This window comes from Blastocatellia bacterium (assembly GCA_025054955.1).
Taxonomy (GTDB): domain Bacteria; phylum Acidobacteriota; class Blastocatellia; order HR10; family J050; genus JANWZE01.
Map to the genome: position 1 here is coordinate 34,667 of JANWZE010000152.1, position 23,404 is coordinate 58,070.

Here is a 23,404-nt window from a genome sequence, read left to right on the forward strand (position 1 = left end):
CGGTGGGCGAAGAAGGCGGAGACCGTCGGTTTGGTTTGGTGTGGAGGATTGAATCAAGTCGTCACAGGGATGCAAGCGGTGTTATTGATCTGGACCGATGGCCACTGGAAAGTGCCGATCGGGTTGCGACGGTGGCGCACAGGCGACCCATCGAAGATCAGCTTCGCGCTTGAGTTGATCCAGACGGCGGCGCAAGCGGGTCTGACGCCAACCCATGTCGTCTTCGGCAGTTGGTATGCGGCGGCGGTGCTGTTGAATCGGCTCGATGACCTGATTTGGCGCTCTGTGGCTCAGCTCAAGAGCCATCGCACAGTGGATGGCCACTCGATTCGTCATCGCTGGTCGCATCGGTTTGGTCACACCGACGGTCACCTGAGGCACGTGCCTCACCTAGTGAGAGTCATCAAAGATGGGCGCCGCTTCTGGGTCACCAATGAGCTGAGGCTGACCCCGGCGCAGATCAAACAGCACTATCAAGTCAGACAGTCGAAGAAACCTTTCGTCTGCGCAAACAGGAATTGGATTGGGGAGTTGCCGGGCAGGCAAGGCCCAGGCCCAGATCGTTCATCTGCACATGGAATTGGTGGCTCTGTGGTTTGACACAACAGATGGCCTTTGCTCAAGGGCTCACGATCTATGGCTTCAAGCGCCGGTTATTCCGTCACCCCATCCCAGACCATCTCCCTTGGTTGTAACCGTTTCTTGACATTGCGTAATTTCAGTGAGTTTGTCTTGGGAGCGCACGCATGCAGCGTGCATCAGCCCGCAAGGATGCGGAGCCCCCAAGCTAAAGGCAATTGAAAATCGCTCTAAGAGTTTGCTTCCGACAAAACGGCAACCGTTGGCACTTTTCCTCCATGGGCGATCTCATCGGGAAAACCGCTGCCAACGGATGAAAGGTTCCAACGGATAGAAAAATCAGTTAGCACGTTTCGGCGATTCGTTTCCAGTGATGTTCGGTTCTGCTGTCATACGCGTACAGAAATCCGGGACGGGCCGCGTGGCTGTAGCCGGCGCACAGCCGCCGGCCGACCAACCGCCCTGCCAAGATGACCGCCAGAAGCATGAAAGGAGCTTCGATCAGCTCCGCCGTCCGCACACCGAGGCGTGGCTCCAACCACACAACGCAGATCGGACCGAGAGCAAACCCGACGCCGAACACGATAGCGATATAGGTCGCGGACGGTTTCACCCACCGCAGTACGTTCAATCGCGGCTCGCAGTGCCGACCACCGGTTCGTCGCGCCTAACGGCTCGCGTTCCAGCCGCAGCATGGAACATTGTTGGCTGGAAACGCTTGTTAGGCGCAATCCCAATTGGGAAGCTGCGAATCATCTGTACTTCAACAACTCTTCTAAGGCAACTCCGATGTCTTTGGCTATCTACCGTAGCAGAATCGGTGAAATGTCTCGTCCTTTGTGAAAAGGGACGGTTGTACTCCGACCATCTGGATGCCGATACTGCTTGTGTGAACCTCTTTGGCGCACTTGAACAAAGCCAAGTTTTTCCAAGATTGCTACTACTTCGTGAGGCTTGAGAAGGGGGTACTTACCCATTGTTAGGCAACCATCACCATTTGTGTACCAATGAATTCGGCTTCCAGCACTGGCTCACCATCCTCCAGCAGCATTTCAATGACTTCGCGGAGGTTTTTTTGTAGTTCATCCAGTGTTTCTGCTTGCGTGTGAGCACCTGGGAAACCTGGCACATAGCCAATGTACAAACCAGTATCAGGACACTTTTCAACAACCGCTGGAAAAATTCTCATATTGTCCACCTCCATTGCAATTCTACATCGTGACACCCCTTGCGCCCAACTCCTGATTAGACAGTTTCTATTATCACCTTTAGGCCGCGTTCTAGCAGCCTAAAACTCCAGTGTTGCTTCTCACATTCTGTGCTGCCAATGATCTCATCTTGTTTTTCCAGCTTCTTCGGAGTGTTATATGGTTTCCACACAGCACACCGTTGCATTCCGGTTACAACGTGTCAACCGGACTGCGAACGCCTTTTCCACCACGGTTCAACACGTGCGTGTAGATCATCGTCATCAGCACATCCTTGTGGCCGACAAACTCTTGCACCACCCCGGTGCCATAGCCCGCTTCGATCAGATGCATGCCAAATGAATGTCTCAGTGTGTGACAGGTTGCCCTTTTTGTCAATCCTGCCTTCTCCACGGCCTGCTCGAACGCCTTTTGCAAGGATACGAGCTTCGCGCTATCGAAGCTTGCCATTCGCGCCTTCTCAATTGCCCGCTTGAACGCCTTTTGCACGATGGACTCATCAACGTGATGGCGCTCTTGCTCACTCCTCCAGCAATTCTTCCGCGGATGCCTCTGCCGCAACATCCACTGCCAGCGCCATTCACCAGAGGCGTTTGGATACTTCCGATCCAGTGCATCGGGCAATGGAACCAAACCACCGGCCACTGCCAGCCGCCACTTTGTCCGCCCAAGCGATGACCGGCTGTGTGCAACATCCCCATGGGCTGCCAGTTTCGTCATAAAACCTCATTTGCGACCCGCTACTGCCATCGGTGTGCGTTCAACACTTCAGATGGTCGCGATGCTAGCCAGTGGCTATAACAAAGTCAAGCGTTGACCTGTACACTTGCACCAACCGGTCGCGCAGGTCCTCTCACCTACTCCCACAGACTGACGTGGAAGGTTGTGTTCATGGTGATTTCCTTTCTCCAGATCAAGCCAATTGGGGTCGCGTGGGAGAGGTTGGCCGCGGCAGTAGTTCATCATGAGCAATGATAGCGAGCGTCGTGAGCGTGAGCCTGCATGGCTGGCCATACGATTTTTGAAAATTGAACACTGTTCACTTTCTTCTGGCCTGTCGGTGTAGTAAGCTACGCGCGGCCCGAAATCCAAAATCTCTTCTAAAGGAGGAACTATGCAGAACAATCGAAGCTTTGCCGTTGCCGTCACCATTACAATTGGCCTGGTCGCCTTAGCAGCCGTGTTGTGGTTGTCCAATCAACGACTGGCTCATTCAGCCGCGGCTGAACCGTTCCAAGGCGCACCGGCCACGGGCGGCGCCGTTAACGCGAGCAACAACGTCTCAACCGGATCAGGTGCTTTCGTGGACATCCCCAATATGTCCATCACTACATCGTTCATTCGCACAGGTGATCTTCTGATCACGTTCTCAGCCGAGTCTTTTGTCAGCAACGCTGCCACGCGATTGCAGGTACGCTGCCTCGTTGACGGCAATGTGATCCCACCGAATGAATTGACGTTTGATTCAACAACCACTCGTGAAGCGCACTCGATGAGTTTCCTTGCCCAGAACGTCGGTTTAGGCCCTCACCAGATTCGCATGCAGTGGCGCCAAACCGGTGGTGGAACGGTGACGGTTGACGAACGGAACCTGTCATACGCCAATGTGAATTAGAACCGCTCGAAATTCTTTGGTTCACCACTGAACTCCTCAACCAGCAAGGGATTGTTCGATTAACGCAGAGGTCATTAATCACACGAGCTGAGTGAGACCATGCTCCAATGAGTTAATCTTCAATCCCTCCCAATCACCTAAAGCGATTTTCAATTGCACTTAGCCTGGTTGCCCCGCATCTTGTTGCGGGCTGATGCACGCTGCAAGCCGCGCGCCCTAGCGTAAACTCATTCACAAATCGCTCTCATCGAGCGTTGGATGGATTGCGACATCGTGACGCGAAGCCGCTGCTCAGCGGTGAGCTGAGCGCGCAACACCACAATGCTGTGGATTCAGACCTGACGAACGAGAGGGTCAAGGCATCCTCAGCTTCAAGCTGAACGAGCAACAACCCTTGCTTGTGGAGTCAAATTGTCAGCCGTTGCCATTGTGATGCTCATTGGTCAGGCAGCAATCGTCGGTCAAGCGGGTTGTGGGTGCATAAGCGTTTCCCTGTTATCACCCGGACGTTTGAACTTCCGAGCGTGAGGCAGCCGCGGCCCTGGGTTGCATCGCCGGCAGATAAGAGAGTCCAACACACAACAGCAGATTGACGACCCAGCCAATAAGCCCAGCATGAAAACCGGCCAATTTTGGATAGCCAGCCGCTGCTAAACCGAGCGACAGTCCAACACCAACCACCATGCCGGTCAAGGCAGCGCGCGCGGTCAAGCGCGGCCAGAGCAAGCTCAGGATGAACATGGGCGACACTTGCGCCAACACTTCCATCTTCAGCTCCGTCAAGCCCCACAAAGTGATACGCGGCACGAGTGCCAACAGGATCAGGACGCCGACGATACCCCACGATAGGTATTTGCCAATTCGTGTCAGCCGCTCTTCGGGAGCGTGTTTGAGCACGGTTTTGCCGAGGCAGTCCTTGGCAAGGATGGATGACAAGCTAAGCAGCACTGAATCGGCAGTGGACATGATTGCAGCGAGTGTGCCGGTGAAAACAAGCGCGCCCATCACGTACATCCACGGCGACTGATGAGCCCATTCCCGCACCAGCAGCGGCATGACTTGATCGGCGGCCACGCCTTTCAAACTGGCGAAGTGCGGAATGCTCAAGATGCCGATCAAATAAACCACCAACATGGTCACCAGCGGCATGAAGACCATCATGCTGAGCGAGCGTTTCAGCGTGGTTGCATTGCGTGCAGCATAGATGCGCTGAATGGCTTGCGGATAGACAGCGGCAGAAAAACCGACAAGCAACGTCGTGCTCAACCACGTGCTGCACATTTCAAGTGAAGGCACGGCCGCCTTGTGTGGTTGATGCGCCATAATCCATTCGGTGGTCACACGCAAATGATCTGGTCCGGGCGTAGCCGCGATTAACATACCAAGCAGCCCGATCAGCAGCATCAAGCCTTGCACACAATCGGTCCACGCTACCGCCCGCATGCCGCCCATTGTCTCGTACATGGCAACCGTCAATGTGAGAACCACCACGCCAACCCAGTAGGGCACGGCATTGCCTGATAATCCGGCCACGACATGTCCCATGGCCATCAGTTGGGCCAGCAGGTAATTGGAGAGCGTGATGACAAACAACCCATTGGCGAACCACGTCAAGGCCGGTGAACCAAAGCGGTGCTCAATCCAATCCCCCGGTGTGACGTAATTGTATTGCTTGGCCAGGCGGTGCAAGCGTGGCGCAAACAGCAAATAGATGACGATGATGGCCATCATGAAGCCGACGCTCATGATCCAGGCGTAGCCGATCCGGTAGGCTTCGCCCGGATATCCGACTAGCGCGTTGCCACTGTACTGGGTCGCATAGAGCGTCAGAAAGAGCACAAATGGGCCCAGCGTTTTTCCCGCCAAATAAAAATCCGTCAGCGAGTGATTGCGGCGCGCACGCCGAGCGACATAGCCGGCTACCACCATCATGAGTAAGTAGAGGCCGATCACCACGGCCACGCCCCAGCCGAAAGTAAGGTTCATGATGGTTCCTCCTGCCGGCGTGATGCACTGTTCGCCTCGTCATCATCTTTCCAGTAACGATGCACCACAAAGGCCGTGAAGCACGCGATGCCAATGGTGGCAAGTAATGAGACGACGACCCAATAAGGCAGTCCAAACCAAATCGGCGGCGTTGAATCTGACGGCAAATACCAGGGAATGGCCACTGCAAACAGCGCGAGGTACACCAACCAAATCCAACGCCGTTGAACCAAGCCACTATCGGCGCGGCCGGTTGCTGAAGAAAAAATAGGATGTTGGTTCTGATCGTTCATGCCACAGTCAACAAGTCGGGACTATCGTGAGCGCAACGGTCAACTTTCATCATCCGTACCGTCAATTTTTCCAGAAGCTCCTTAAGCTCCTTGCCGGATTGTTCTGTGAAGCGCCATGCTCAACCTTTATCATCGGTGACGCCAGCGCTGAAGCTAATTGCTACTGTTCGCCGTCCACGATTGACCGATCGTGAGCGCAGTGCCTTTGCCGCAACGATGTGGCTTAACGTCCTTCTGACCAGGGCGGCGTCACTTTGTTCATGCGGGCGTAGGCGATGGATTGTCCCAGATGCTCGTGCATGTGGTTGAGCAGAATCATCAGCGCCTCACGATGGGTGCTATCGCGGCCAAACAGCTTGACTGCTTTGTCCATATCGGCGTCAGACATCTTCATGACCGATTTGCGCACATGATCGAACGAGGCCTTCAGCGTGTCGAGCACTTTATTCTTATCGGTCACCTTTTCCATCTCGCGGCCCGGCATGGTTCCTTCCGGCGGCGCAATGCCGAGCGCGCGCAGGATGAAGAAATTGGCGGCTGCCAGATGCATATACACCTCGCTAATAGAGCGCACCCCCTCTGCCGGACGCCATGTGTATTTATCGGCTGACACAGCATCAGCAAGCTTGACAACTTTCGCTTGGACGTCGTCAATTTGCCGCAGGTATTCAGCGCGGAATCCGCCGACCTGGGATGGTTCTGGCACAACTTTTTTCTCAGGCATCGGCTGCGTGGCCGGCGCTGTTTTATCCTGAGCTAATCCGATGGCGACGCTGCCAACGAGCAGTAGAGTGAAGGCAAAGATCAGTTGGCAAAAATCTCTCATGCGATCCTCCCGCTACACGGTTGATTGAAAACCCGAGAGGCGACATTGTACTGCCCTTACCGGATGCCGACAAGCAAGCCTGCCCTACCCGGATGCCAATCGGCAATGACTGGTGTATAATCATAGCCGGACACTGAGCATCGAAGGAGAGAACAAAATAGGGGGCAGTTGATGGGGAATAATTTGAAAACGGCGCTGCTGCTGGGATTGATGACAGGCTTGTTCATTCTCGGCGGCGATCTGATTGCTGGTCAGGAGGGCATGGTGGCAGCGTTGGTCATGGCTGCCATGATGAATCTGGGCGCATACTTTTTCTCTGATAAACTTGCGTTGGCGGCTTATCGCGCGCAGCCGGTCAGCGAGCGGCAGTTGCCCGAAGTGTACGCCATCATGAGAGGGTTGGTCGAGCGAAACAGGTTGATCATGCCGCGAATTTACCTGATTCCGAGCCAGTCGCCCAATGCTTTTGCCACCGGACGCAGCCCGCAGAACGCGGTGGTGGCCGTCACGCAGGGCTTGTTACAGATGCTGGACCGAGACGAATTGGAGGGCGTCTTAGCTCACGAGCTGGCACACGTGCAGAATCGTGACATCCTGATTCAATCCATTGCAGCCACCGTTGCCGGGGCGTTGACGATGTTAGCCCGTATGTTTTACTTCACGGGTGGCCGACGCGGTGGCAGTCGCAGCGCGCTGGGTCCACTGGGCGGCATGCTGTTTTTGTTGCTGGCCCCGCTGGCAGCGATGCTGGTGCAAATGGCCATTTCGCGGGCGCGCGAGTTTGAGGCTGACGCTACTGGCGCGCGATTGGCCGGCAGTCCCTACGGGCTGGCTCGGGCGCTGGAAAAGCTGGAGCGTGGGGCAACACAAATTCCTATGCACAACGCCAATCCCGCCACAGCGCACATGATGATTGTCAGCCCATTGCGCGGCGATGGCCTGATGTCGCTGTTTCGCACACATCCTCCCACACGTGATCGTATCGAGCGACTGATCGGTCATGCGCCCCAATCAATGTGGGAGTAATTCTATCTGAGCGAGGCTCGCATGGAGAATCATCCTATGGAACCAACCAATCCAACGAATGGACGTGAACGATCGAGCATCAACGGAGACGCCGGAGATGACAAACCACGAGTGGTAGATAAGCGTCGTTTCCGGCGATTGCTTGACGAGGATGTACCGACGGGCGAGCTGTTGCCGGAACCGCCGCGGTACCCGTCATACGTTGAAGAACTCCAGAGCAAGTTGCAGGCCGGCGAAGCGCGGCTACTGGAATACGCCGAACAGATGCGGCAGGCGCGTCAGCAAATGGATGCCGAACTGGAGGCCATTCGAGAGCGGTTGCGCCGCAACATGCAAGAGCAAGTGGAGCAAAGCAAGAGCCAGTTTGTCGGGCCGATGCTGGATGTGTTGGACAATCTCAAGCGGGCCATTGAAGCGGCTGAAGCGACGCGCAATTTTGACGCTCTGTTGGATGGCTTGAAAGTTACCGCGGCGATGTTTGAGCGGCACCTGCAAGCCTTCGGCGTCGTGTTGATCGGCTCTCCCGGCGAGCCATTCGATCCACGGTTTCACGAAGCCGTTGAATCGGTGGCGGTCGAGCCGGAACGCGACGGACAGATCGTCGAGGTGATACAGCCAGGCTATCGGCTCGGCGATGCCGTGCTCATCCGTCCGGCGCGCGTGCGTGTCGGGCAGTGCAGCCACACAGAGTGAGGAGCGATGAAACACGTCACCCATGGTGACAAACCATCGAGCCAGCGCGCCAGGCGCACGCGCTGCGGCGTCGGCCTGAGCAAAATTTCAGCTTTTATGTTTTCTCTTTTGCTTTTATAATACCGGCGGAGGTTGCACCGATGATTGACCTTGGACCTTATCAATTTTCTGAAAGTGGCAAGCGGGTGATGCAACGCGCGATGGAAGAATCGCGCCAGCACGACCATAATTTCATCGGGCCTGAACATATTTTTATGGCTCTGATTGAAGTCGAACGGAGCCTGTTCAACGAGGTGATGCAGAGCCTGAATCTAGACCCCGAAGTGGTCATTCGCGCGCTGCATCAAGCGCTTCAACTACCCAAGCAATATACCGGGCGCGGCATGCGGATGCATCCATCAGGCCAGTCGGTCTTGCGCATCGCCTACGATCGAGCTCGTCAACGAGGCCGCAAAGAAGTTGACGCGGCTGATTTGTTCGTCGGGTTGTTCCAAAGTCGCCAGGGCGCGCCGGTAGACCTACTGCGGCAGTTGGGCGCTGATCCAGAACTGGTGCTGAAGAAAATCATGACGCGGGTTAATACCCGTGAAGAAACTGAAGAACGTTACAAGCGACGTTATGAGTTGCCGCCATATCTCAAACACTTCGGCATCAGCTTCAATCGGCTGGCGCGACAGGACAAAATCCCGCCGATGATCGGCCGACAACGCGAACTGCGACAGATTATCGAGATTCTCTGCCATCGCGAACGGGCGAACTCGCCGATGCTGGTTGGTGAGCCGGGGGTCGGCAAGACAGCCGTTGTGGAGGGCTTAGCCCGCATGATCGAATTTGAGAGCGACAAACTGCCGCCACGATTGCGTAATATTCACCTGGTCGGGTTGCAGATGTCCGGCGTCGTGGCTGGAACCATGTTGCGGGGCATGTTTGAAGAGCGCCTGCACGGCATCATCAACGAAGTCAAAGAACGCGAGAACATTGTCTTGTTCATTGACGAAGCGCATACCATCATCGGCGCTGGCGCAGCGCTCGGCGTCTCTAACGACGCAGCCAACATCTTTAAGTCAAGTCTGGCGCGCGGTGAAATTCGCATCATCGGCGCAACGACGATGAATGAATACAAAGAATACATTGCCGAAGATGAAGCGTTGGCCCGGCGTTTCCGTCTGGTCAAGATTGAAGAGCCGACGCTGGATGAAACGCGACAGATTCTGATGGGCGTCAAGCCACGATTGGAGCGGAATTACTCGGTGACGATTTCCAATGAAGCGATTGACACGGCGCTGGAAATGGCGCCCCGCTACATCCGCAATCTGCACTTGCCAGACAAAGTGATCGGGTGGCTCGACACGGCGTCGGTCAAGGTGGAGATCAGTCAGGGTGATTTGGCGTTGGTGCGACCGGAACACGTCATTGAGGTCATCTCACAAGACGCCCGCATCCCACGCGATATGATCTTCCGCGATGTGACCGAGCGATTCAAAGACATGGAACAGGCGCTGGCCCGGCGCGTCGTCGGACAAACGGAGGCTATCAACGCGGTGGCCCGACGGCTGCGCCTCAATAAAGGGCCGCTTAAGGAAAATTACTATCGGCCCGATGGCGTGTTGCTGTTTCTCGGTCCGACCGGTGTGGGCAAAACCGAACTGGCCAAAGCGGTCGCCGAATTTATGTTCGGTGATGAACAGAAGATGATCCGCATTGATTGTTCGGAATATCAGGACGGCACGATCGGCGTCGAGAAGCTGATCGGCATGCCGCGTGGCATCGTAGGCAGCGAACGTGGCGGGCTGTTGACCGAGAAACTGCGCGATAATCCGTTCACGGTGCTGCTGCTGGATGAAATTGAAAAAGCCTCCACCTACTTGCTCAACATCTTCCTGCAAGCCTTCGATGAAGGCTGGATCACCGACGGTCGCGGGAAGCGCGTTTATCTATCCGATGCGATCGTCATCATGACATCCAATCTGGGCAGCGAGAAATACAAGCGCCATCTGAAACCGCTGGGATTTGCTCCTCAGGACCAAGCTGAACAGGCGGCGATCAAACGGGAAATCTTGAAGTCAGCCGAAGAGCGGTTCTCGCCGGAGTTTCGCAACCGGCTTGACGAAATCGTTGTCTTCTCACCGCTGACGCGCGATGAGGTTCGGCAGATCGCACAGATGTACCTGGGCAGCATCGAACAAAAAATGCGACGGTTCGACAAATCGTTAACGGTGACCGAAGCCGGTCTGGATCAAATCGTCAACCTCGGTTACTCAGAAGCCTTCGGCGCGCGGTATCTGAAGCGCACGATTGATGAGCGAGTGAAGTTGCCCATCACGCTGATGTGGAAAGAGCACCGAGCATTCACTGTAGACGCTCAAGGGGGTGAGCTGGTCGTTCTGCCTGGCGAACCGGCGTGGGAAACGACGCCGGCGCTTGGCTCCGACTTGCTCGGTAACCGGTGAAGCCTTCCCAGCATCATGAAACATCTGTTGTCATGGTTCTCGTGTCTATTGCTGCTGGGACTCCCACTGCCTGATTCAGAACCGCAACCTGTACAGAGCCGCGCCGACGCGCAGGCGCGCGCCGTGCTGGAGATGGCCATTCAGTCAATGGGCGGCCAAGCGTTGCTCAATGTTCGCACCATGATCGGCAAAGGGAAGTTTTCCCAGTTCAATCCCAAGGGCGATCTGGTCGCCTTCTCCGACTTCGTTGATTACATCGTCTATCCTGACCGTGAACGCACGGAGTTCGGCAAAGGTAAGAAACGCTATATCCAGACTAATGTGGCCGACACCGGCTGGATATACGATGGCGAACAAAAAGCGGTGCGCGATCAAAAGCCTGAACAAATTGAGATGATCCAACGGGCCTTGCGCCGCAACCTGGACAATGTGCTGCGCCGAAGCCGCCAACCTGACGTGACGCTACGCGACCTGGGCGAGAAAGAGCTGTGGCCCCGCCAACGCGGCCGTGGCGTGCAGATCCGTTTCCCATTGGCCGACGGAAGCGAGGAAGTCATCGAGTTGTATGTTGACCCGCTGACGCACAAGCCGGTCCGCATCGTGTTTCAGGATAAAGAAGAACAGCGGTTCTTCCTCTATCGCGAGTTCGATGGCGTCCTCTGGCCGGTGCGCATTGACCAGTACAAAGACGGGGTTCAATCGAGCCGTATTGCCTACGATTCGGTCAGCTTCAATCAACAGATTGACCCGCGGCTGTTCGACAAGCCAGAACATGCCGACAAAATCAAGTAAGGCCAATAGTCCGAAGAAACGCCATATCGAATGAGCTGGCGAGCAGAGCCAGGCGGTCGTCTCTGCGCGCGTGGCGTCACCGCGAACAATCTATGCAACTAAATTCCCATTCTGCGGGCGTCTCTGCGCGCGCAGCGTCACCTGCTCCAACATACGAGGACGTCAACCAGCGGCGTCGTCGGCATTACCGGCTCTGGCAGGCGATCCTTCCGGTCGCATGTGGGGAAACAAGATCACATCTCGAATGGATTTTTGATCGGTCAATAGCATGACCAAACGATCAATCCCAAGCCCTTCGCCGGCTGTCGGCGGCATTCCATAGGCCAGCGCCCGCACGTAATCCTCATCCATGACCATAGCTTCTTCGTCGCCACGTTGACGTCTCTGCATCTGCTCTTCAAAGCGACGACGTTGCTCTTCATGATCATTCAACTCGCAAAAGGCATTGGCCAGTTCCATGCCGGCGATATACAACTCAAATCGGTGGGTGACATCGGGATTAGTTTCGCTCTGTTTGGCCAGCGGACTCATCGCGGTCGGAAATTCGGTGATGAATGTCGGTTGAATTAAGTGCGGCTCGGCCACGTGCTCAAACAGCTTCGCAATTTTCTGGCCGACGCTGGCCTGAAAGTCAGCATGGCACGCCGTCGCGCGTAAGAGCGCGTCGAGCTGAGCCGGGTCCCACAACTGATCCGGCGTCGGACGCGGCATGTCGGCAGGCCAATACTGAACAATCGCTTCGGTCAGCGTCAGTCGTCGCCACGGCCGCGCCAAACTGATGTGTTGGCCGTCGTATACAAATTCCAATGAGCCGTTGACTGCGTGAGCAACGTGCGTCAGCAACTCTTCCGTGAGTTCGATCAGGTCTTCGTAACTGCTGTAGGCTTGATACCACTCCAGCATGGTGAATTCCGGATTGTGACGGATGGATAGACCTTCGTTGCGGAAATTCCGATTCAGCTCATAGACCTTTTCAAATCCGCCCACGACGAGTCGCTTCAGATACAATTCCGGCGCAATCCGCGCGTATAAGTCAATATCCAGCGCGTTATGATGAGTCACAAAGGGTCGAGCTGCCGCGCCTGTAGCCAGCGGCGAGAGCATCGGCGTTTCAACTTCCACGTACCCGCGTTCGTCAAAGAACGAGCGGATCGCGCGAATGATGTGCGCGCGTTTGATGAACACTTGGCGCGAGCTGCGATTCACCATCAAGTCCAGATAGCGACGGCGATGGCGCAATTCAACATCTTGCAAGCCGTGCCACTTCTCCGGCCAAGGCAGGAAAGCCTTGGCAAGAAAATGAAGCTGTTGCACATGAACAGAAAGCTCGCCTGTTTTGGTGACAAACAAATAGCCTTCAGCGCCGATAATATCGCCCAGATCGAGCAGGCGCTTGAACAAATCCCACTCACGCTCGGCCACGTCGTCGCGGCGCACGTAGATTTGTAAGCGGTGATCGCCATCAGAAAGATGCGCAAATCCGGCCTTGCCCATCAATCGTTTGGTCATCATGCGCCCGGCTACGCGCACGCTCACAGCATTGAGCGTTTGGTTGAACTGGGCCAATACCTCGGTTGAGTGGGCGCCGGCATATTGACCGTACTGCTGAACAATCTGCGTGATCGTGTGGCTGCGGTCGAATCGGTGAGGGTACGGGTCAAAACCAAGCTCCACGATGGCTTCAAAATTTTTCCGGCGCTGCATCGTTAATTCATTTTCTTCCTCTGCCACGATCAGGCCTCCTTGTGGGAAAAGGTCGAACGATGAGCGGCAATAGTATCAAACGATCCAGGGTTTGTCAGCTTTGAGGTGAAGCCTGCCATGTCCCGGACGCGCGCGTCTGAGAAACTAATTACCGATTGTGCAGGGAAAGACCACGTTCTTTGTAGGGGCGTCGGCGGTCACACAACGGCTTGCATCAACAGCGGGAACATGGAACGCATCATCAAAACGACTCGATCTGCCGTAGCGCCTCATACAGCACGATGGCCACTGCGGTGGCCAGGTTGAGGCTTCGCACGTGTGGCGAGCGCATAGGAATTTTCAAAGCACGATCCCAGTTTGCTTCGAGTAAATGGCGTGGCAGTCCGCTCGTTTCACTACCAAACACCAGGCAATCGTTCGGCTGGTACGTGACCGACGTGTAGGGCTTCGTCGCTTTGGTGGTGTAGTAGTAAAACCGCGCCTGCGGCAAAGCTGCGTAAAATTCCTCCAGCGAGTGATGCCGACGCAGGTCAACGTAAGGCCAATAATCAAGCCCAGCGCGCCGCACCGCTTTATCATCAATGCGAAAGCCAAGCCGCCCGACCAAATGCAAGGTGACATCGTTGGCAGCGCACAAGCGGGCAATGTTGCCCGTATTGGGGTGAATCTCCGGCTCGATAAGCGCCACGTGCAGCCGCGCCGATGATGATGCGATAGCCGTTGCCGATGTGATCTGACTTGGATTGTCTGGCATTTTGGCTCGTCCACGTTGATGCCGTTTAACGGGGTAGTATAAAATGGTCATCGGTTTATGGGCAATTCGCGGCCATCGGCTTATGACAAAGGAAATGGGTTGAAGCACGAAATCGAGCGCCTCCGGCAGATGATTCGGCTGGCGTTGGCGCACGCGCCGATGTTTGAGTCATTGGGCATCGCTCCACCCCGCGTGATTCTGCTCTCAGGTCCGGCCAACATGAGCTGTTCGCTGATGGAACAACTCTTGACGGAAACGATGCCGATGACGTTTCTCTCGACCAGCGGCCCGGAAATTCTGAGCCGGTATTTCCACCACGAAGACCCTTATTTGCCCAAGCTGTTTGAACAAGCATTGCAAAGTCAACCGGCTATCATTTTCATTGACGAGCTGGAGCACATCGCCTCCAGACATGCGTTTGTAACAACAGAGACGGAGAAACACATTGCAGCGGATTTGCTGACGTTGCTGGATCGCTTGGAGCCGCATGCGCAGGTCGTGGTCATCGGCGCCAGCGCGCAAATTGAAGCGATTGATCCGATATTCCGTCGTCACGGGCGATTCACGCAGTCGGTGGAATTGCCGCTGCCAGACCATCAGATGCTGAAAGAAATTTTGCACATCTATCTGCGGGAGCGGCCGCTGGCCGACGATGTTGACCTGGAGCGATTGGCGGAGCTGGCGAATGGATTCAGCGGGATGGATGTGGAAGCAGCCTGTCAGATGGCGGCCACCTATGCCGTCACCGATTATCTGCTGGCCAACCCGCCGGCGGGCACTCCCGTGCACATCACTTACCAGCATTTGGCGAGAGCCATCACCGAACTGTGTATGAAAAAGCTGGAAGAAAAATGACCGGCAATTATGGCGGGAACGCTCTACGTTGTGGCCACGCCGATTGGCCACCTGGAAGACATCACCTACCGGGCTGTGCGCATCCTGGGAGAGGTTGATCTGATTGCGTGTGAAGATACGCGGCAAACCAGAAAGCTGCTGACGCGATACCAAATTGCCACGCCGACGATCAGCTATCACGAACATAATGAGCGGCAGCGCGCTCGCTACCTGATTGAACAACTGGAAGCCGGCAGGAGCGTTGCGCTAGTGAGCGATGCCGGCACGCCGACGATCGCTGATCCCGGCCTTACGTTGATCCAGCAGGCTATCGCCCACAATATTCGCGTTGTGCCGATTCCCGGCCCTTCGGCGCTGATCACCGCGTTAATGGCGGCAGGCATCTCAGCCGAACCGTTTCTCTTCATCGGCTTTCTTCCAGCCAGACAGAGCGCGCGGCGCAACCAACTGGAGGCGCTCCGGTCGTGGCCATACACGCTGATCTGTTATGAAGCGCCGCATCGCATTCGAGCTGCCCTCAAGGACATGCTGCTTGTCTGGGGAGATCGCCAGGTCGTACTCGCACGCGAACTGACGAAACTTCATGAGGAATTCCACCGCGGGCACTTGAGCGAATTAGCCGAGCAATTCCACCAACGCTCGATCAAAGGGGAAATCGTCTTGGTCGTTGCCGGCGCGACGACGGCAGAGGCGCCATCCCAGCGGCCAACGACGCATGTTCAATCGAGCATCTATCAGCGCGTCATGGAGCTGATGCAAGCCAATGCGCTGTCGCTCAACGCAGCGATCAAACAGGTTTCACAAGAGCGTCGGCTGAGCAAGAAGAGCGTTTACCACGCCTATATCCAACAACGGCCTCAAGAGCGCAATGATGGAGGATGAGTATGGCACTGATGAAACCATCAACGGCGATTATCGTGGCGTTGGTAATGACAACAACGGTCAGTTCGCAATCAGGCATTCGTCAACATAGAAGCGCACGCGCCTATGGTGTCAACTGCACGTTGGCGCTGTATCAATATGATGAAGCTGCCTCGCAGCCGCTGGAATCCGAATTCCGACTGCCGCACACGTTTGACAGCGCAGAAGGGGAGACGACCTTTTTGAAGCGAAACTACCGACTGGAGGACTTGCTCGTGCGGCACATTCGCTCGGTTGGGTTGATGCCTGGCGAGCGATTCCGCGACGCTGCCCAACTGGGTGACACTCTGCTGATGATCGCGCTTCAGGCTGTGGCAGTGACGGACTCGTTGGCTACGCTGAGCATTAAAATTACCGCCGATCAAACCAACTTGCTGGAGAAAGCCGACCTGCGACTGAAAAACTATGAAACCCGCGCTGTCAGAGGCGGTCGAGCGCGATTCGGCGCGCTCGTTTTTGTAGGACCCCAGGGAAAAGAACAGGCCACCGTGGATCGAACGCTGCTGCTCACTGTGACTGCCGTGATTGTGCCTGAGCATCAGTTGCAGAACCGCCCCACTGATGTGGCCTTCCCGACGGATGAATACGGCACCAGACTAGAACTGAAAGATGAAGACGAATTCCTGCCACCTGTCATCATTGAACGGGTTGCTCCACGCGGGCAGATTAAGCGCCAGCGAGCTGCTTCCATCCTGGTGGAAGCCTTGGTAACACCCACCGGCAAATTTACCAACATCCGCGTGCTGCGCACTTTTGATTCAGAGTTGAATGAGCGGGCCATCGAGGCAGTCAGCCAATACAAGGCGCTTCCTGCTCGTCTCAATGGCCAACCTGTCTACGCCGTTTTTCGAGAAGAAGTCAGCTTCCTGCCCGCTCCGCCAACGAGCGTCATGCCGACTCAACGCCCCTGATTGACTGTGCTACGCCAACAGCCTACGATTACAACCTATGAGCAAGCTGACAGCGGCGCCCGGTCAAGCGACTGTTCAAGACGTGGTTCAGGAGATCAAACGAGCGCTGGACCAGCAGTGGATTCCGCGGCTTTACAGCGAACAGATTCGCTCTATTCGCACGCGGCGCTATCAACTGAATATGAGTCGTGGGGCCAGCGCGGTGCAGATCAATGAGACGCTGCTCGGCATTGAGCTGAAAGTCGGACGACGTCGCCTGATGCTGCCTGATCGAGCGACAGGGCGCTACCTCTCGGTCTTTGCGCGCATCGGGTTGCAGGCCGTCGCCGTGCCGTACGACATCACGCGCGTAGCGCGTCTGGCCGATCAGTTGGAAGCCGCCTGGCAACGCATGATGCAGCTCGTTGAACATTACACGGCGTCACGCTCGACGCGGTTCGCGTCACTGGTCAAGGCTGCGCTCATCCGGTCTTTGCGTCACGAGCTCAACACGCTCGGCGCGGGTCAACCTTATCCATCATTCGCAACCACTACCAGAGTTTACGCCCAGCGCCGAACTCAGGCCGGCGGCCCAGCGTAACAGAGTCGTCATCCATGCCGATACCACCATTGCAGCGCGAGCCACACCGTATTCTGATCCTTCATCTAGGCTCGTTGGCCGAGGTCATTCTCAGTCTTCCAGCCTTGCACGCCGTGCGTGAACGATTCGCACGAGCGCATCTGACGTTGTTAGCTACGGAGCCAGCCTGCGAAACGGTTGCTATGACCTCACTCATGGATGAGTATGTGCCCGTTGCGACGCAGCGCCTGCGCCAGTTAGCCACGCCGTGGGGCGCCTATCGTTGGCTGCGACTACCACGATACCTTCGCCAGCAATCGTACAACTGGGTGCTTGACCTGCCTTCATACAGCTCAACCAGCCTGTTGACCAAAGTGACACAGGCGCGCGTGCATTGGTCGTTGCACCCGTCAATGCGGATTGCGAATCTGCTTGGCTACGTATGGCCACCAAGAAGCGCTCCACGGCAGCACGTGCTCGAACGCTACTTGGGCCTGATACGCTCATGGGGCATACAACCTACTCAGCGTCGGCCTGTTCTGCCCTTGTCGTTGGATGTGCGCGACGCCATTGATAAACAACTGCGGCAAAAAGGCTACCACCGCGACCGGCTTCTGATTGGGCTTTATCCACAAGCGGCTCACGGATTGCGGCAGTGGCCGCCCGACTGGTTCGTTGCGCTTGGCGAGCGACTGAACCATGATCTAGCAGTTCGACTGCTGCTGGCGAGTCATCTGAAAAAAGATAGAATCATTCGCCAAGTCGCTAAGCAGGTGGCTGAGGCAATTACCCTACAAGGATTGACGATGCCAGAGCTGGCTGCGGCCATGGCAGCATGCACGCTGCTGGTCACTGATGATCCAGGCCTCGCTAATCTGGCTGCTGCTGTGCAGACGCCGGTGCTGGGGTTGGGCTTAAACGCCTCGCTGGCTCCCAGAGGCGACGAGCACCGGATGATTCAACCGGGAAGATTCGCTTCAACCTTGGAAGAAGCTGTGGCGACCATCACCGAGATGGTCACACGTCAACGCAGTACCACGCTGTTTCAATGATGAAAACGGCTCGGTCTGTGGCGCGTCCGTGATTGAGCCAGGGACGAACGCGAACGAACATTATTGGATAGACCTGGCATCAGCCGGCAGTGATAGCTCGCCATTGGCCTGCGTGATGGGCGACATCGCCTCATAAATCGTGCCGCTGGTGTCAGCGCCGAAGTAACGATCACCCGATGTCCCTGGTGTTGTCGGATGCAGCTCGATGGCATACTTGGTGCCTAAACCGTTTTGCGCGTCACCGCTATGCGACGCGCTGCCTTCATAGCCGCTCTTAGAAACCGGCGTCCCATTGGCGCCGAGCTGCTCAGCCAGTCCTTGACTAATGGCGCCGGCCTGCACCAAGTCGGCTGGTCCGCCATAGTACCCTCGATTGGAAGCGGAAAACATCAACTGCCCTTGAATGTAGTTTTTGATCGCTTGGATGGCAGCAGCCTCGTTGGCAGCCTTTTGCGCGCCGCCCAACCGAGGCAAAATTACCGCGGCCAGAATGCCGATGATCAATATCACAATCAATAGCTCAATCAAAGAAAAACCTGCTTGGTTTCTTCCCAAACGTTTGGTCATACCGTCTCCTTCATCAAACGATCGCTCAAGTCTGTCCACCTGAACGTCACCGCTCTGTGCCTGTCAGGCCCACGCCGGGACGCTGAGAAAGTTCCTGATTGCGGCATCCTGCATGGTCAATCGTTGATCGGCCTCAGCTTTATTTCTTCTTCTTCGGCTGTGTTTTCATGGCTTCCTTCAGCGCGAAGATGACTTGATTGGCTTCTTCAACTTCCTGCGCTCGCTTCGGGTTGCTGGCAGCTTCCTTGGCCGCTTTGTCGGTAAACTTGCTCAGCACGTCAACGACTTCTTGATATTTCGATTCATCGCCGGTCTGTACAAGCGCCATGCCAAGGCCACGCAAGGCATCCAGATTATTGGGATCAGCCGCCAGCGTTTTACGATAGTTTTCAGCCGCTTCATTGGGCATGGTAGCGTTCAGGTAGATGTCGCCGATGGCATTTTGCGCTTTCAGCTTCTCTTCCGGCGTGGTGTACATCTGGATCAATTGCTCGTAAGCGGCGACGGCCTCGGGGACCCGCTTGTTGTCAAGCCGCGCGATGACGCCGAGCGACTGCGCATGCAGTTGTAGCAGTTTGGGTTTTTCGACGGCTTTATCGGCGGGAACCATGTCGGCTCCTTTTTTCGCCGTTTCGGCAGCCAGCGCGAACGACTCTACCGCCAATTGGCGATTGCCGCTGTTGTTGCGCTCAACGCCCAGATTGAAATAGGCCTCGGCCATTTTGCCAACGACGACATAGAGCTGAGGGTGATCGGGGCTGGCTTCCAATGCCAGTTTGTATTCAGCTATAGCTGGCTCGTACTGATTGGTGCTGGCCAACTGCTTGCCAGCCTCAAAGTGCTTAATCATGACCTGGTCAGCCGCGGCCTTCTTCCTGGACTCCTCGTATTTCTTCTGCGCCTCTTCCATCTGCTTTTGCTGCTCGGCCTGCTGAGCGGGCGTCAGGGGTTGCTGCGTGCCAGCTTGCGCTTGAATGCGTTCAATGTCGGCCAGTGAGAGCCGGCGACCGTCGCCAGGGAATAGCTCAAACGTTCGTTCTATCGGCTGACCCGGCGGGATCTGAACATTGTACTCATAATACGGAGCCAATCCCTCGCCAGAGACGGCGATCGCATAGCGTCCATAGGGCAACCCAATGTGAGCAAATCGTCCATTCTTATCGGTCTCCGCTTTGTAACTGCCTTTGATACCGAGGCGATACAGATCAACCACGGCTTTGGCAACAGGAGTTTTGGTTCCATCGGCGTTGCGTCGCAACACCTGACCTTCGATGCCACCTGTTTGCGCCGACGCGGGCAACGAGAAGACCGCCAACAATCCCAGCGCAAAGATGCCGGTCATAATCAGATTGATTTTCTTCATATCTGTCCCTCCGTTACGGGTGACGAAGCACTGGTTGACAGTGCTCATCTCATCTTCAATTTCACACCTCATGCTGAAGAGCAAATCTCTGACTGCCCATCTCCACCTGCCAGTTTGCATGCTCGCTGTATGAGATCGGGTCGGGCACGCCGGCCTGGCGAAAGGCGCGAATTCGCAAGAGGCAACTTTCGCATCGGCCGCAGGCGCGATCTTCTGCTTGGTAACACGACCACGTCAAATGAAGCGGCGCGCCCAGCGCCACTCCTTTGCGAACAATCTCGCTTTTGTGCAGATGAATCAGGGGCGTCTCAACTTCAATGTGCGTTCCCGGTTTCGTGCCAACCGCCACGAGCTGGTTGAACACAGCGTAATATTCCGGTCGGCAATCAGGATATCCGGAACTATCCTGCGCGACCGCGCCAATGAAAATGCGTGTGGCTCCAAGCACCTCGGCCCATGACACGGCAATGGCCAACAGGTGCGTATTGCGAAATGGAACATAGGTCAGCGGGATTTGACCGGTGGCCGACAACTCCGTGGTGAACCCATCCAATCCATGCTGGGAGGTCGGCACCGGAATGCGATCGTCGGTCAAAGCCGAGCCACCAATCTGACGGAGATAACCAAGATCAGCCACCAGTCGGCGTTGCACGCGGTAAAAATCGGCGATCTGGTCGAACGCCTGGCGTTCGCGCCGTGCCGTTCGCTGACCATAGCTGACATGCAACAGGGCCAATGGGTGTCGTTCGGCTGCTATCGCCGTCGTCACGCAACTGTCCAGGCCGCCGCTCAGTAAGATGATGGCTAGTTCGCTCATGGAAGGTCACCCTTTTGTCGTTACTTCATGCAAATTGGTTGCCTCGGTTCATGCCGCGCTCGCCCGCCTCAACCAACTATCTCGCGTTCAGCGCATGGCCAGTTTCAGGTTTTGATGAGAGCGACTCATCTTTGTGACAACCATTGACCAAGTTGCATTCTACAAGTTTGAGACGTTATTCTACTCTGCCGACAAAAGGCGATGCAAGTAAACACGACCAGCAAAGGCGCTCAGGTTCGGCAGATGTTCGCTGCCATTGCTCACCGTTATGACCTGTTGAATCATCTGCTCTCACTGAACACTGACCGACGCTGGCGGCGCGTGACAGCTCAAAAGCTTGCCTCGGTATTGCAGCGGCCCGGAGCCGTTGCGCTAGACCTATGCTGCGGGACAGCCGACCTGTCGTTGGCGCTCAGTCGGCACGCGCAGGTCGTTGGCCTAGACTTCTGTCATCCGATGCTCGTGCGTGGGCAGGAAAAAATTGCCTCCCGCCGCGCGCGCGTGGTCTTGGCCGAAGGCGATGCCTTGAGCTTGCCCTTTCCCGACGGCCAATTCGATGCTGTGACAATTGCCTTTGGATTGCGAAATCTGGACGACGTCACTCAGGGACTGAACGAGATGTATCGTATGCTCAGACCTGGAGGGGCGGCAGCAATCTTGGAATTTTCTCGACCTGTTGTGCCGGTGTTTCGGCAGCTCTTTGCGATCTACTTCAGGCACGTCGTGCCGCGCCTCGGTGCAATCGTCTCAGGCGTCAACGGCGCCTATCAATATCTGCATGACTCGGTTCAATCCTTCCCCGATCAAGAACAGCTTGCCGCCAAGATGCGACAGCTTGGATTTGTGAATGTGGTCTATCACAACCTCACCGGCGGCATTGCGGCTCTTCATATTGGAGAGAAACCTTGATCCTAACCCTTCTAGGCCAATGCCATCATGCTAGGTGAGGCAGGCCGCCACCTCAGGCACCCGCGTGTCGGCAATCCAGTGATCAACCCCGCCTCCCTCATGGTGGCGCTGCTGGCCCAGGCGTTCATTCATCAGCCCGCCAGACCATGATTACACCCACCCAACACTGACCTATCCTTATGTTGCCAGCCTCTGACCGCTATGCTACCATTGCCGCCTTTTAGAGAGGACATGAGACAACGCATACAGAAGACCGTCTTGCCAAACGGTCTAACAATACTGACCGAAGAGATGGATCATCTGCGGTCGGCTAGTATTGGCATCTGGGTTCGCTGCGGGTCACGTCATGAGCCGATCACCCAAAGCGGCATTTCACACTTCATCGAACACATGTTATTCAAGGGGACCGAGCACCGCTCGATTCATGACATCGCTTATGAGACTGACCTGCTGGGCGGCAACCTGGACGCATTCACCAGCTATGAATGTGCCGGTTATTCAACTAAAGTCCTCGATGAACACGTGGGACGCGCATTTGATCTGCTGGCCGATTTGGTTTCGGCCCCGCTGTTTGATCCGACGGAAATCGCCAAAGAACGACAAGTCATCCTCGAAGAAATCAAGATGATTGAAGATGCGCCTGACGAGTTGACGACGGAACTCTTCCTGAAAAACTTTTGGCCGGATCACCGGCTGGGCACGCCGATTTCCGGCACCGAAGAGAGTCTCAACCGGATCACCCGCGACGACCTGGTGAGCTACTGGCAGCAAGTCTACTCGCCGAGCAATCTCATTGTTTCAGCCGCCGGGCATCTCTGTCACGAGGAGATCGTGGCGATGGCCGACGCCGCCTTCGGGCAGCGAGTCAGTAACGGCGCCCGCCCGCCCGATAATCAACCACGCGCTCATGTCTGTGTCGTGGTTCATCGGAAAAACCATCTGGAACAAGTCCACATGCTGCTGGGAGCCGAGTGTCCATCGCTACGGTCGGACGACCATTTTCCGCTGCTCATGCTCAACACGATTCTCGGCGGGGGCGTCAGTTCGCGATTGTTTCTGAAAATTCGTGAAGAACACGGCCTGGCCTATGCCATTGATGCGGCGCCGTTGCTGTTTTCCGACGCTGGCATCTTTGCCATTCACGCGGCCACATCGCCGGAAAAAGTCGAGACACTCTTGGAACTGACCATCCAAGAGCTGCGCCGACTAAAAATCGAACCTCCGCCGCCAGAGGAATTCGATCGCGCCAAGCAACTGGTCAAGGCATCACTTGTGCTCAGCTTGGATTCGTGCTCAGCGCGCATGGCACAAATGGCTCGACATGAAATTTTCTTTGGCCGTCAATTGACTGCCGAAGAGATTTTGCAGCAAGTTGAAGCGGTCACCGTTGAAGACATCAATCGCCTGGCCAACGAGGTGTTCAAGCCGGAGGCGCTGGCCCTAGTAGTTGTCGGCTGTGTCAACTCATTGCAGTTTGAGCCAGCCCGGTTAGCCTAGTCAATGACCAGGCGTGCATTGAGTCCA

At 55.9% G+C, this 23,404-nt stretch carries 25 protein-coding genes; 13 read left to right on the forward strand and 12 right to left on the reverse strand.

Translation table 11 applies throughout. The features are described from left to right. The first annotated feature begins 30 nt into the window (after window positions 1-30). On the forward strand, window positions 31-600 hold the full coding sequence (locus tag NZ823_18025; protein ID MCS6807022.1) for a transposase: 570 nt from the start codon (window positions 31-33) through the stop codon (window positions 598-600). 322 nt (window positions 601-922) lie between these two features. Here NZ823_18025 and NZ823_18030 read toward each other — a convergent pair whose 3' ends face one another. The 4 genes from NZ823_18030 to NZ823_18045 all read right to left on the reverse strand — a co-directional run bounded on the left by NZ823_18030 (window position 923) and on the right by NZ823_18045 (window position 2,507). Next, the gene (locus NZ823_18030; GenBank protein ID MCS6807023.1) at window positions 923-1,210 is read right to left on the reverse strand and encodes a hypothetical protein; all 288 of its coding nucleotides are present in this window, start codon (window positions 1,208-1,210) and stop codon (window positions 923-925) included. A 172-nt stretch (window positions 1,211-1,382) separates the two neighbouring features. Further along, window positions 1,383-1,556: a type II toxin-antitoxin system HicA family toxin gene (locus NZ823_18035; GenBank protein MCS6807024.1), complete on the reverse strand. Its 174-nt coding sequence runs from the start codon at window positions 1,554-1,556 to the stop codon at window positions 1,383-1,385. Between the two features lie 2 nt (window positions 1,557-1,558). Continuing rightward, entirely contained in the window at window positions 1,559-1,768 is a 210-nt protein-coding gene (locus NZ823_18040) for a type II toxin-antitoxin system HicB family antitoxin (GenBank protein MCS6807025.1), read from the reverse strand. A gap of 211 nt (window positions 1,769-1,979) precedes the next feature. Beyond that, on the reverse strand, window positions 1,980-2,507 hold the full coding sequence (locus tag NZ823_18045) for a tyrosine-type recombinase/integrase (protein MCS6807026.1): 528 nt from the start codon (window positions 2,505-2,507) through the stop codon (window positions 1,980-1,982). A 394-nt stretch (window positions 2,508-2,901) separates the two neighbouring features. On the opposite strand from NZ823_18045, the gene NZ823_18050 reads away from it, so the two are divergent. Continuing rightward, window positions 2,902-3,402 carry a hypothetical protein gene (locus NZ823_18050; protein ID MCS6807027.1) on the forward strand — a complete coding sequence of 167 codons (501 nt, stop codon included), beginning with the start codon at window positions 2,902-2,904 and terminating at the stop codon, window positions 3,400-3,402. A 498-nt stretch (window positions 3,403-3,900) separates the two neighbouring features. Here the strand turns inward: NZ823_18050 and NZ823_18055 are convergent, their stop codons facing one another. From NZ823_18055 to NZ823_18065, 3 genes are all read right to left on the reverse strand, one after another. Beyond that, on the reverse strand, window positions 3,901-5,388 hold the full coding sequence (locus NZ823_18055) for a sodium:solute symporter family protein (GenBank protein MCS6807028.1): 1,488 nt from the start codon (window positions 5,386-5,388) through the stop codon (window positions 3,901-3,903). Further along, window positions 5,385-5,681 carry a hypothetical protein gene (locus NZ823_18060; GenBank protein ID MCS6807029.1) on the reverse strand — a complete coding sequence of 99 codons (297 nt, stop codon included), beginning with the start codon at window positions 5,679-5,681 and terminating at the stop codon, window positions 5,385-5,387. Before NZ823_18060 ends, NZ823_18055 begins: the two co-directional genes overlap by 4 nt. A gap of 223 nt (window positions 5,682-5,904) precedes the next feature. Beyond that, complete coding sequence (locus NZ823_18065) at window positions 5,905-6,507, reverse strand: DinB family protein (protein ID MCS6807030.1); 603 nt, start codon at window positions 6,505-6,507, stop codon at window positions 5,905-5,907. A gap of 171 nt (window positions 6,508-6,678) precedes the next feature. Between NZ823_18065 and NZ823_18070 the strand changes: the two genes are divergently transcribed. The 4 genes from NZ823_18070 (at window position 6,679) to NZ823_18085 (ending at window position 11,468) form a co-directional block, all read left to right on the forward strand. Next, entirely contained in the window at window positions 6,679-7,533 is an 855-nt protein-coding gene (locus tag NZ823_18070) for a zinc metalloprotease HtpX (protein ID MCS6807031.1), read from the forward strand. A 36-nt stretch (window positions 7,534-7,569) separates the two neighbouring features. Beyond that, on the forward strand, window positions 7,570-8,226 hold the full coding sequence (locus NZ823_18075; GenBank protein MCS6807032.1) for a nucleotide exchange factor GrpE: 657 nt from the start codon (window positions 7,570-7,572) through the stop codon (window positions 8,224-8,226). Between the two features lie 140 nt (window positions 8,227-8,366). Further along, window positions 8,367-10,676: an ATP-dependent Clp protease ATP-binding subunit gene (locus tag NZ823_18080; GenBank protein ID MCS6807033.1), complete on the forward strand. Its 2,310-nt coding sequence runs from the start codon at window positions 8,367-8,369 to the stop codon at window positions 10,674-10,676. A gap of 15 nt (window positions 10,677-10,691) precedes the next feature. Continuing rightward, complete coding sequence (locus NZ823_18085; GenBank protein MCS6807034.1) at window positions 10,692-11,468, forward strand: hypothetical protein; 777 nt, start codon at window positions 10,692-10,694, stop codon at window positions 11,466-11,468. A 162-nt stretch (window positions 11,469-11,630) separates the two neighbouring features. Here NZ823_18085 and lysS read toward each other — a convergent pair whose 3' ends face one another. Beyond that, window positions 11,631-13,172 carry a lysine--tRNA ligase gene (gene lysS, locus NZ823_18090; protein MCS6807035.1) on the reverse strand — a complete coding sequence of 514 codons (1,542 nt, stop codon included), beginning with the start codon at window positions 13,170-13,172 and terminating at the stop codon, window positions 11,631-11,633. 241 nt (window positions 13,173-13,413) lie between these two features. Continuing rightward, a complete protein-coding gene (locus NZ823_18095) occupies window positions 13,414-13,926 on the reverse strand; it encodes a tRNA (cytidine(34)-2'-O)-methyltransferase (GenBank protein ID MCS6807036.1) in 513 nt (170 codons plus the stop codon). A gap of 57 nt (window positions 13,927-13,983) precedes the next feature. Between NZ823_18095 and NZ823_18100 the strand changes: the two genes are divergently transcribed. From NZ823_18100 to NZ823_18120, 5 genes are read left to right on the forward strand one after another with little or no spacing between them, the layout of a single operon-like run. Beyond that, window positions 13,984-14,781, forward strand: a complete 798-nt coding sequence (locus NZ823_18100) for an AAA family ATPase (protein ID MCS6807037.1) — start codon at window positions 13,984-13,986, stop codon at window positions 14,779-14,781. Window positions 14,782-14,790: 9 nt separating this feature from the next. Next, complete coding sequence (gene rsmI, locus NZ823_18105; protein ID MCS6807038.1) at window positions 14,791-15,663, forward strand: 16S rRNA (cytidine(1402)-2'-O)-methyltransferase; 873 nt, start codon at window positions 14,791-14,793, stop codon at window positions 15,661-15,663. Window positions 15,664-15,665: 2 nt separating this feature from the next. Beyond that, entirely contained in the window at window positions 15,666-16,613 is a 948-nt protein-coding gene (locus NZ823_18110) for an energy transducer TonB (protein MCS6807039.1), read from the forward strand. A 37-nt stretch (window positions 16,614-16,650) separates the two neighbouring features. Continuing rightward, window positions 16,651-17,193, forward strand: coding sequence for a hypothetical protein (locus NZ823_18115; protein MCS6807040.1), 543 nt, complete (start codon window positions 16,651-16,653; stop codon window positions 17,191-17,193). A gap of 14 nt (window positions 17,194-17,207) precedes the next feature. Further along, entirely contained in the window at window positions 17,208-18,224 is a 1,017-nt protein-coding gene (locus NZ823_18120) for a hypothetical protein (protein MCS6807041.1), read from the forward strand. A gap of 60 nt (window positions 18,225-18,284) precedes the next feature. Here the strand turns inward: NZ823_18120 and NZ823_18125 are convergent, their stop codons facing one another. The 3 genes from NZ823_18125 to queC form a co-directional block, all read right to left on the reverse strand. Further along, the gene (locus tag NZ823_18125) at window positions 18,285-18,791 is read right to left on the reverse strand and encodes a prepilin-type N-terminal cleavage/methylation domain-containing protein (protein MCS6807042.1); all 507 of its coding nucleotides are present in this window, start codon (window positions 18,789-18,791) and stop codon (window positions 18,285-18,287) included. 139 nt (window positions 18,792-18,930) lie between these two features. Then, the gene (locus NZ823_18130; GenBank protein MCS6807043.1) at window positions 18,931-20,154 is read right to left on the reverse strand and encodes a carboxypeptidase regulatory-like domain-containing protein; all 1,224 of its coding nucleotides are present in this window, start codon (window positions 20,152-20,154) and stop codon (window positions 18,931-18,933) included. A 61-nt stretch (window positions 20,155-20,215) separates the two neighbouring features. Beyond that, window positions 20,216-20,971, reverse strand: a complete 756-nt coding sequence (queC, locus tag NZ823_18135) for a 7-cyano-7-deazaguanine synthase QueC (GenBank protein MCS6807044.1) — start codon at window positions 20,969-20,971, stop codon at window positions 20,216-20,218. A gap of 201 nt (window positions 20,972-21,172) precedes the next feature. Here queC and ubiE point away from each other — a divergent pair, with 201 nt between their 5' ends. Together ubiE and NZ823_18145 are read left to right on the forward strand one after the other, a co-directional pair. Next, the gene (gene ubiE, locus NZ823_18140; GenBank protein MCS6807045.1) at window positions 21,173-21,880 is read left to right on the forward strand and encodes a bifunctional demethylmenaquinone methyltransferase/2-methoxy-6-polyprenyl-1,4-benzoquinol methylase UbiE; all 708 of its coding nucleotides are present in this window, start codon (window positions 21,173-21,175) and stop codon (window positions 21,878-21,880) included. 231 nt (window positions 21,881-22,111) lie between these two features. Further along, window positions 22,112-23,377, forward strand: a complete 1,266-nt coding sequence (locus tag NZ823_18145; protein ID MCS6807046.1) for an insulinase family protein — start codon at window positions 22,112-22,114, stop codon at window positions 23,375-23,377. Window positions 23,378-23,404: the final 27 nt, after the last annotated feature.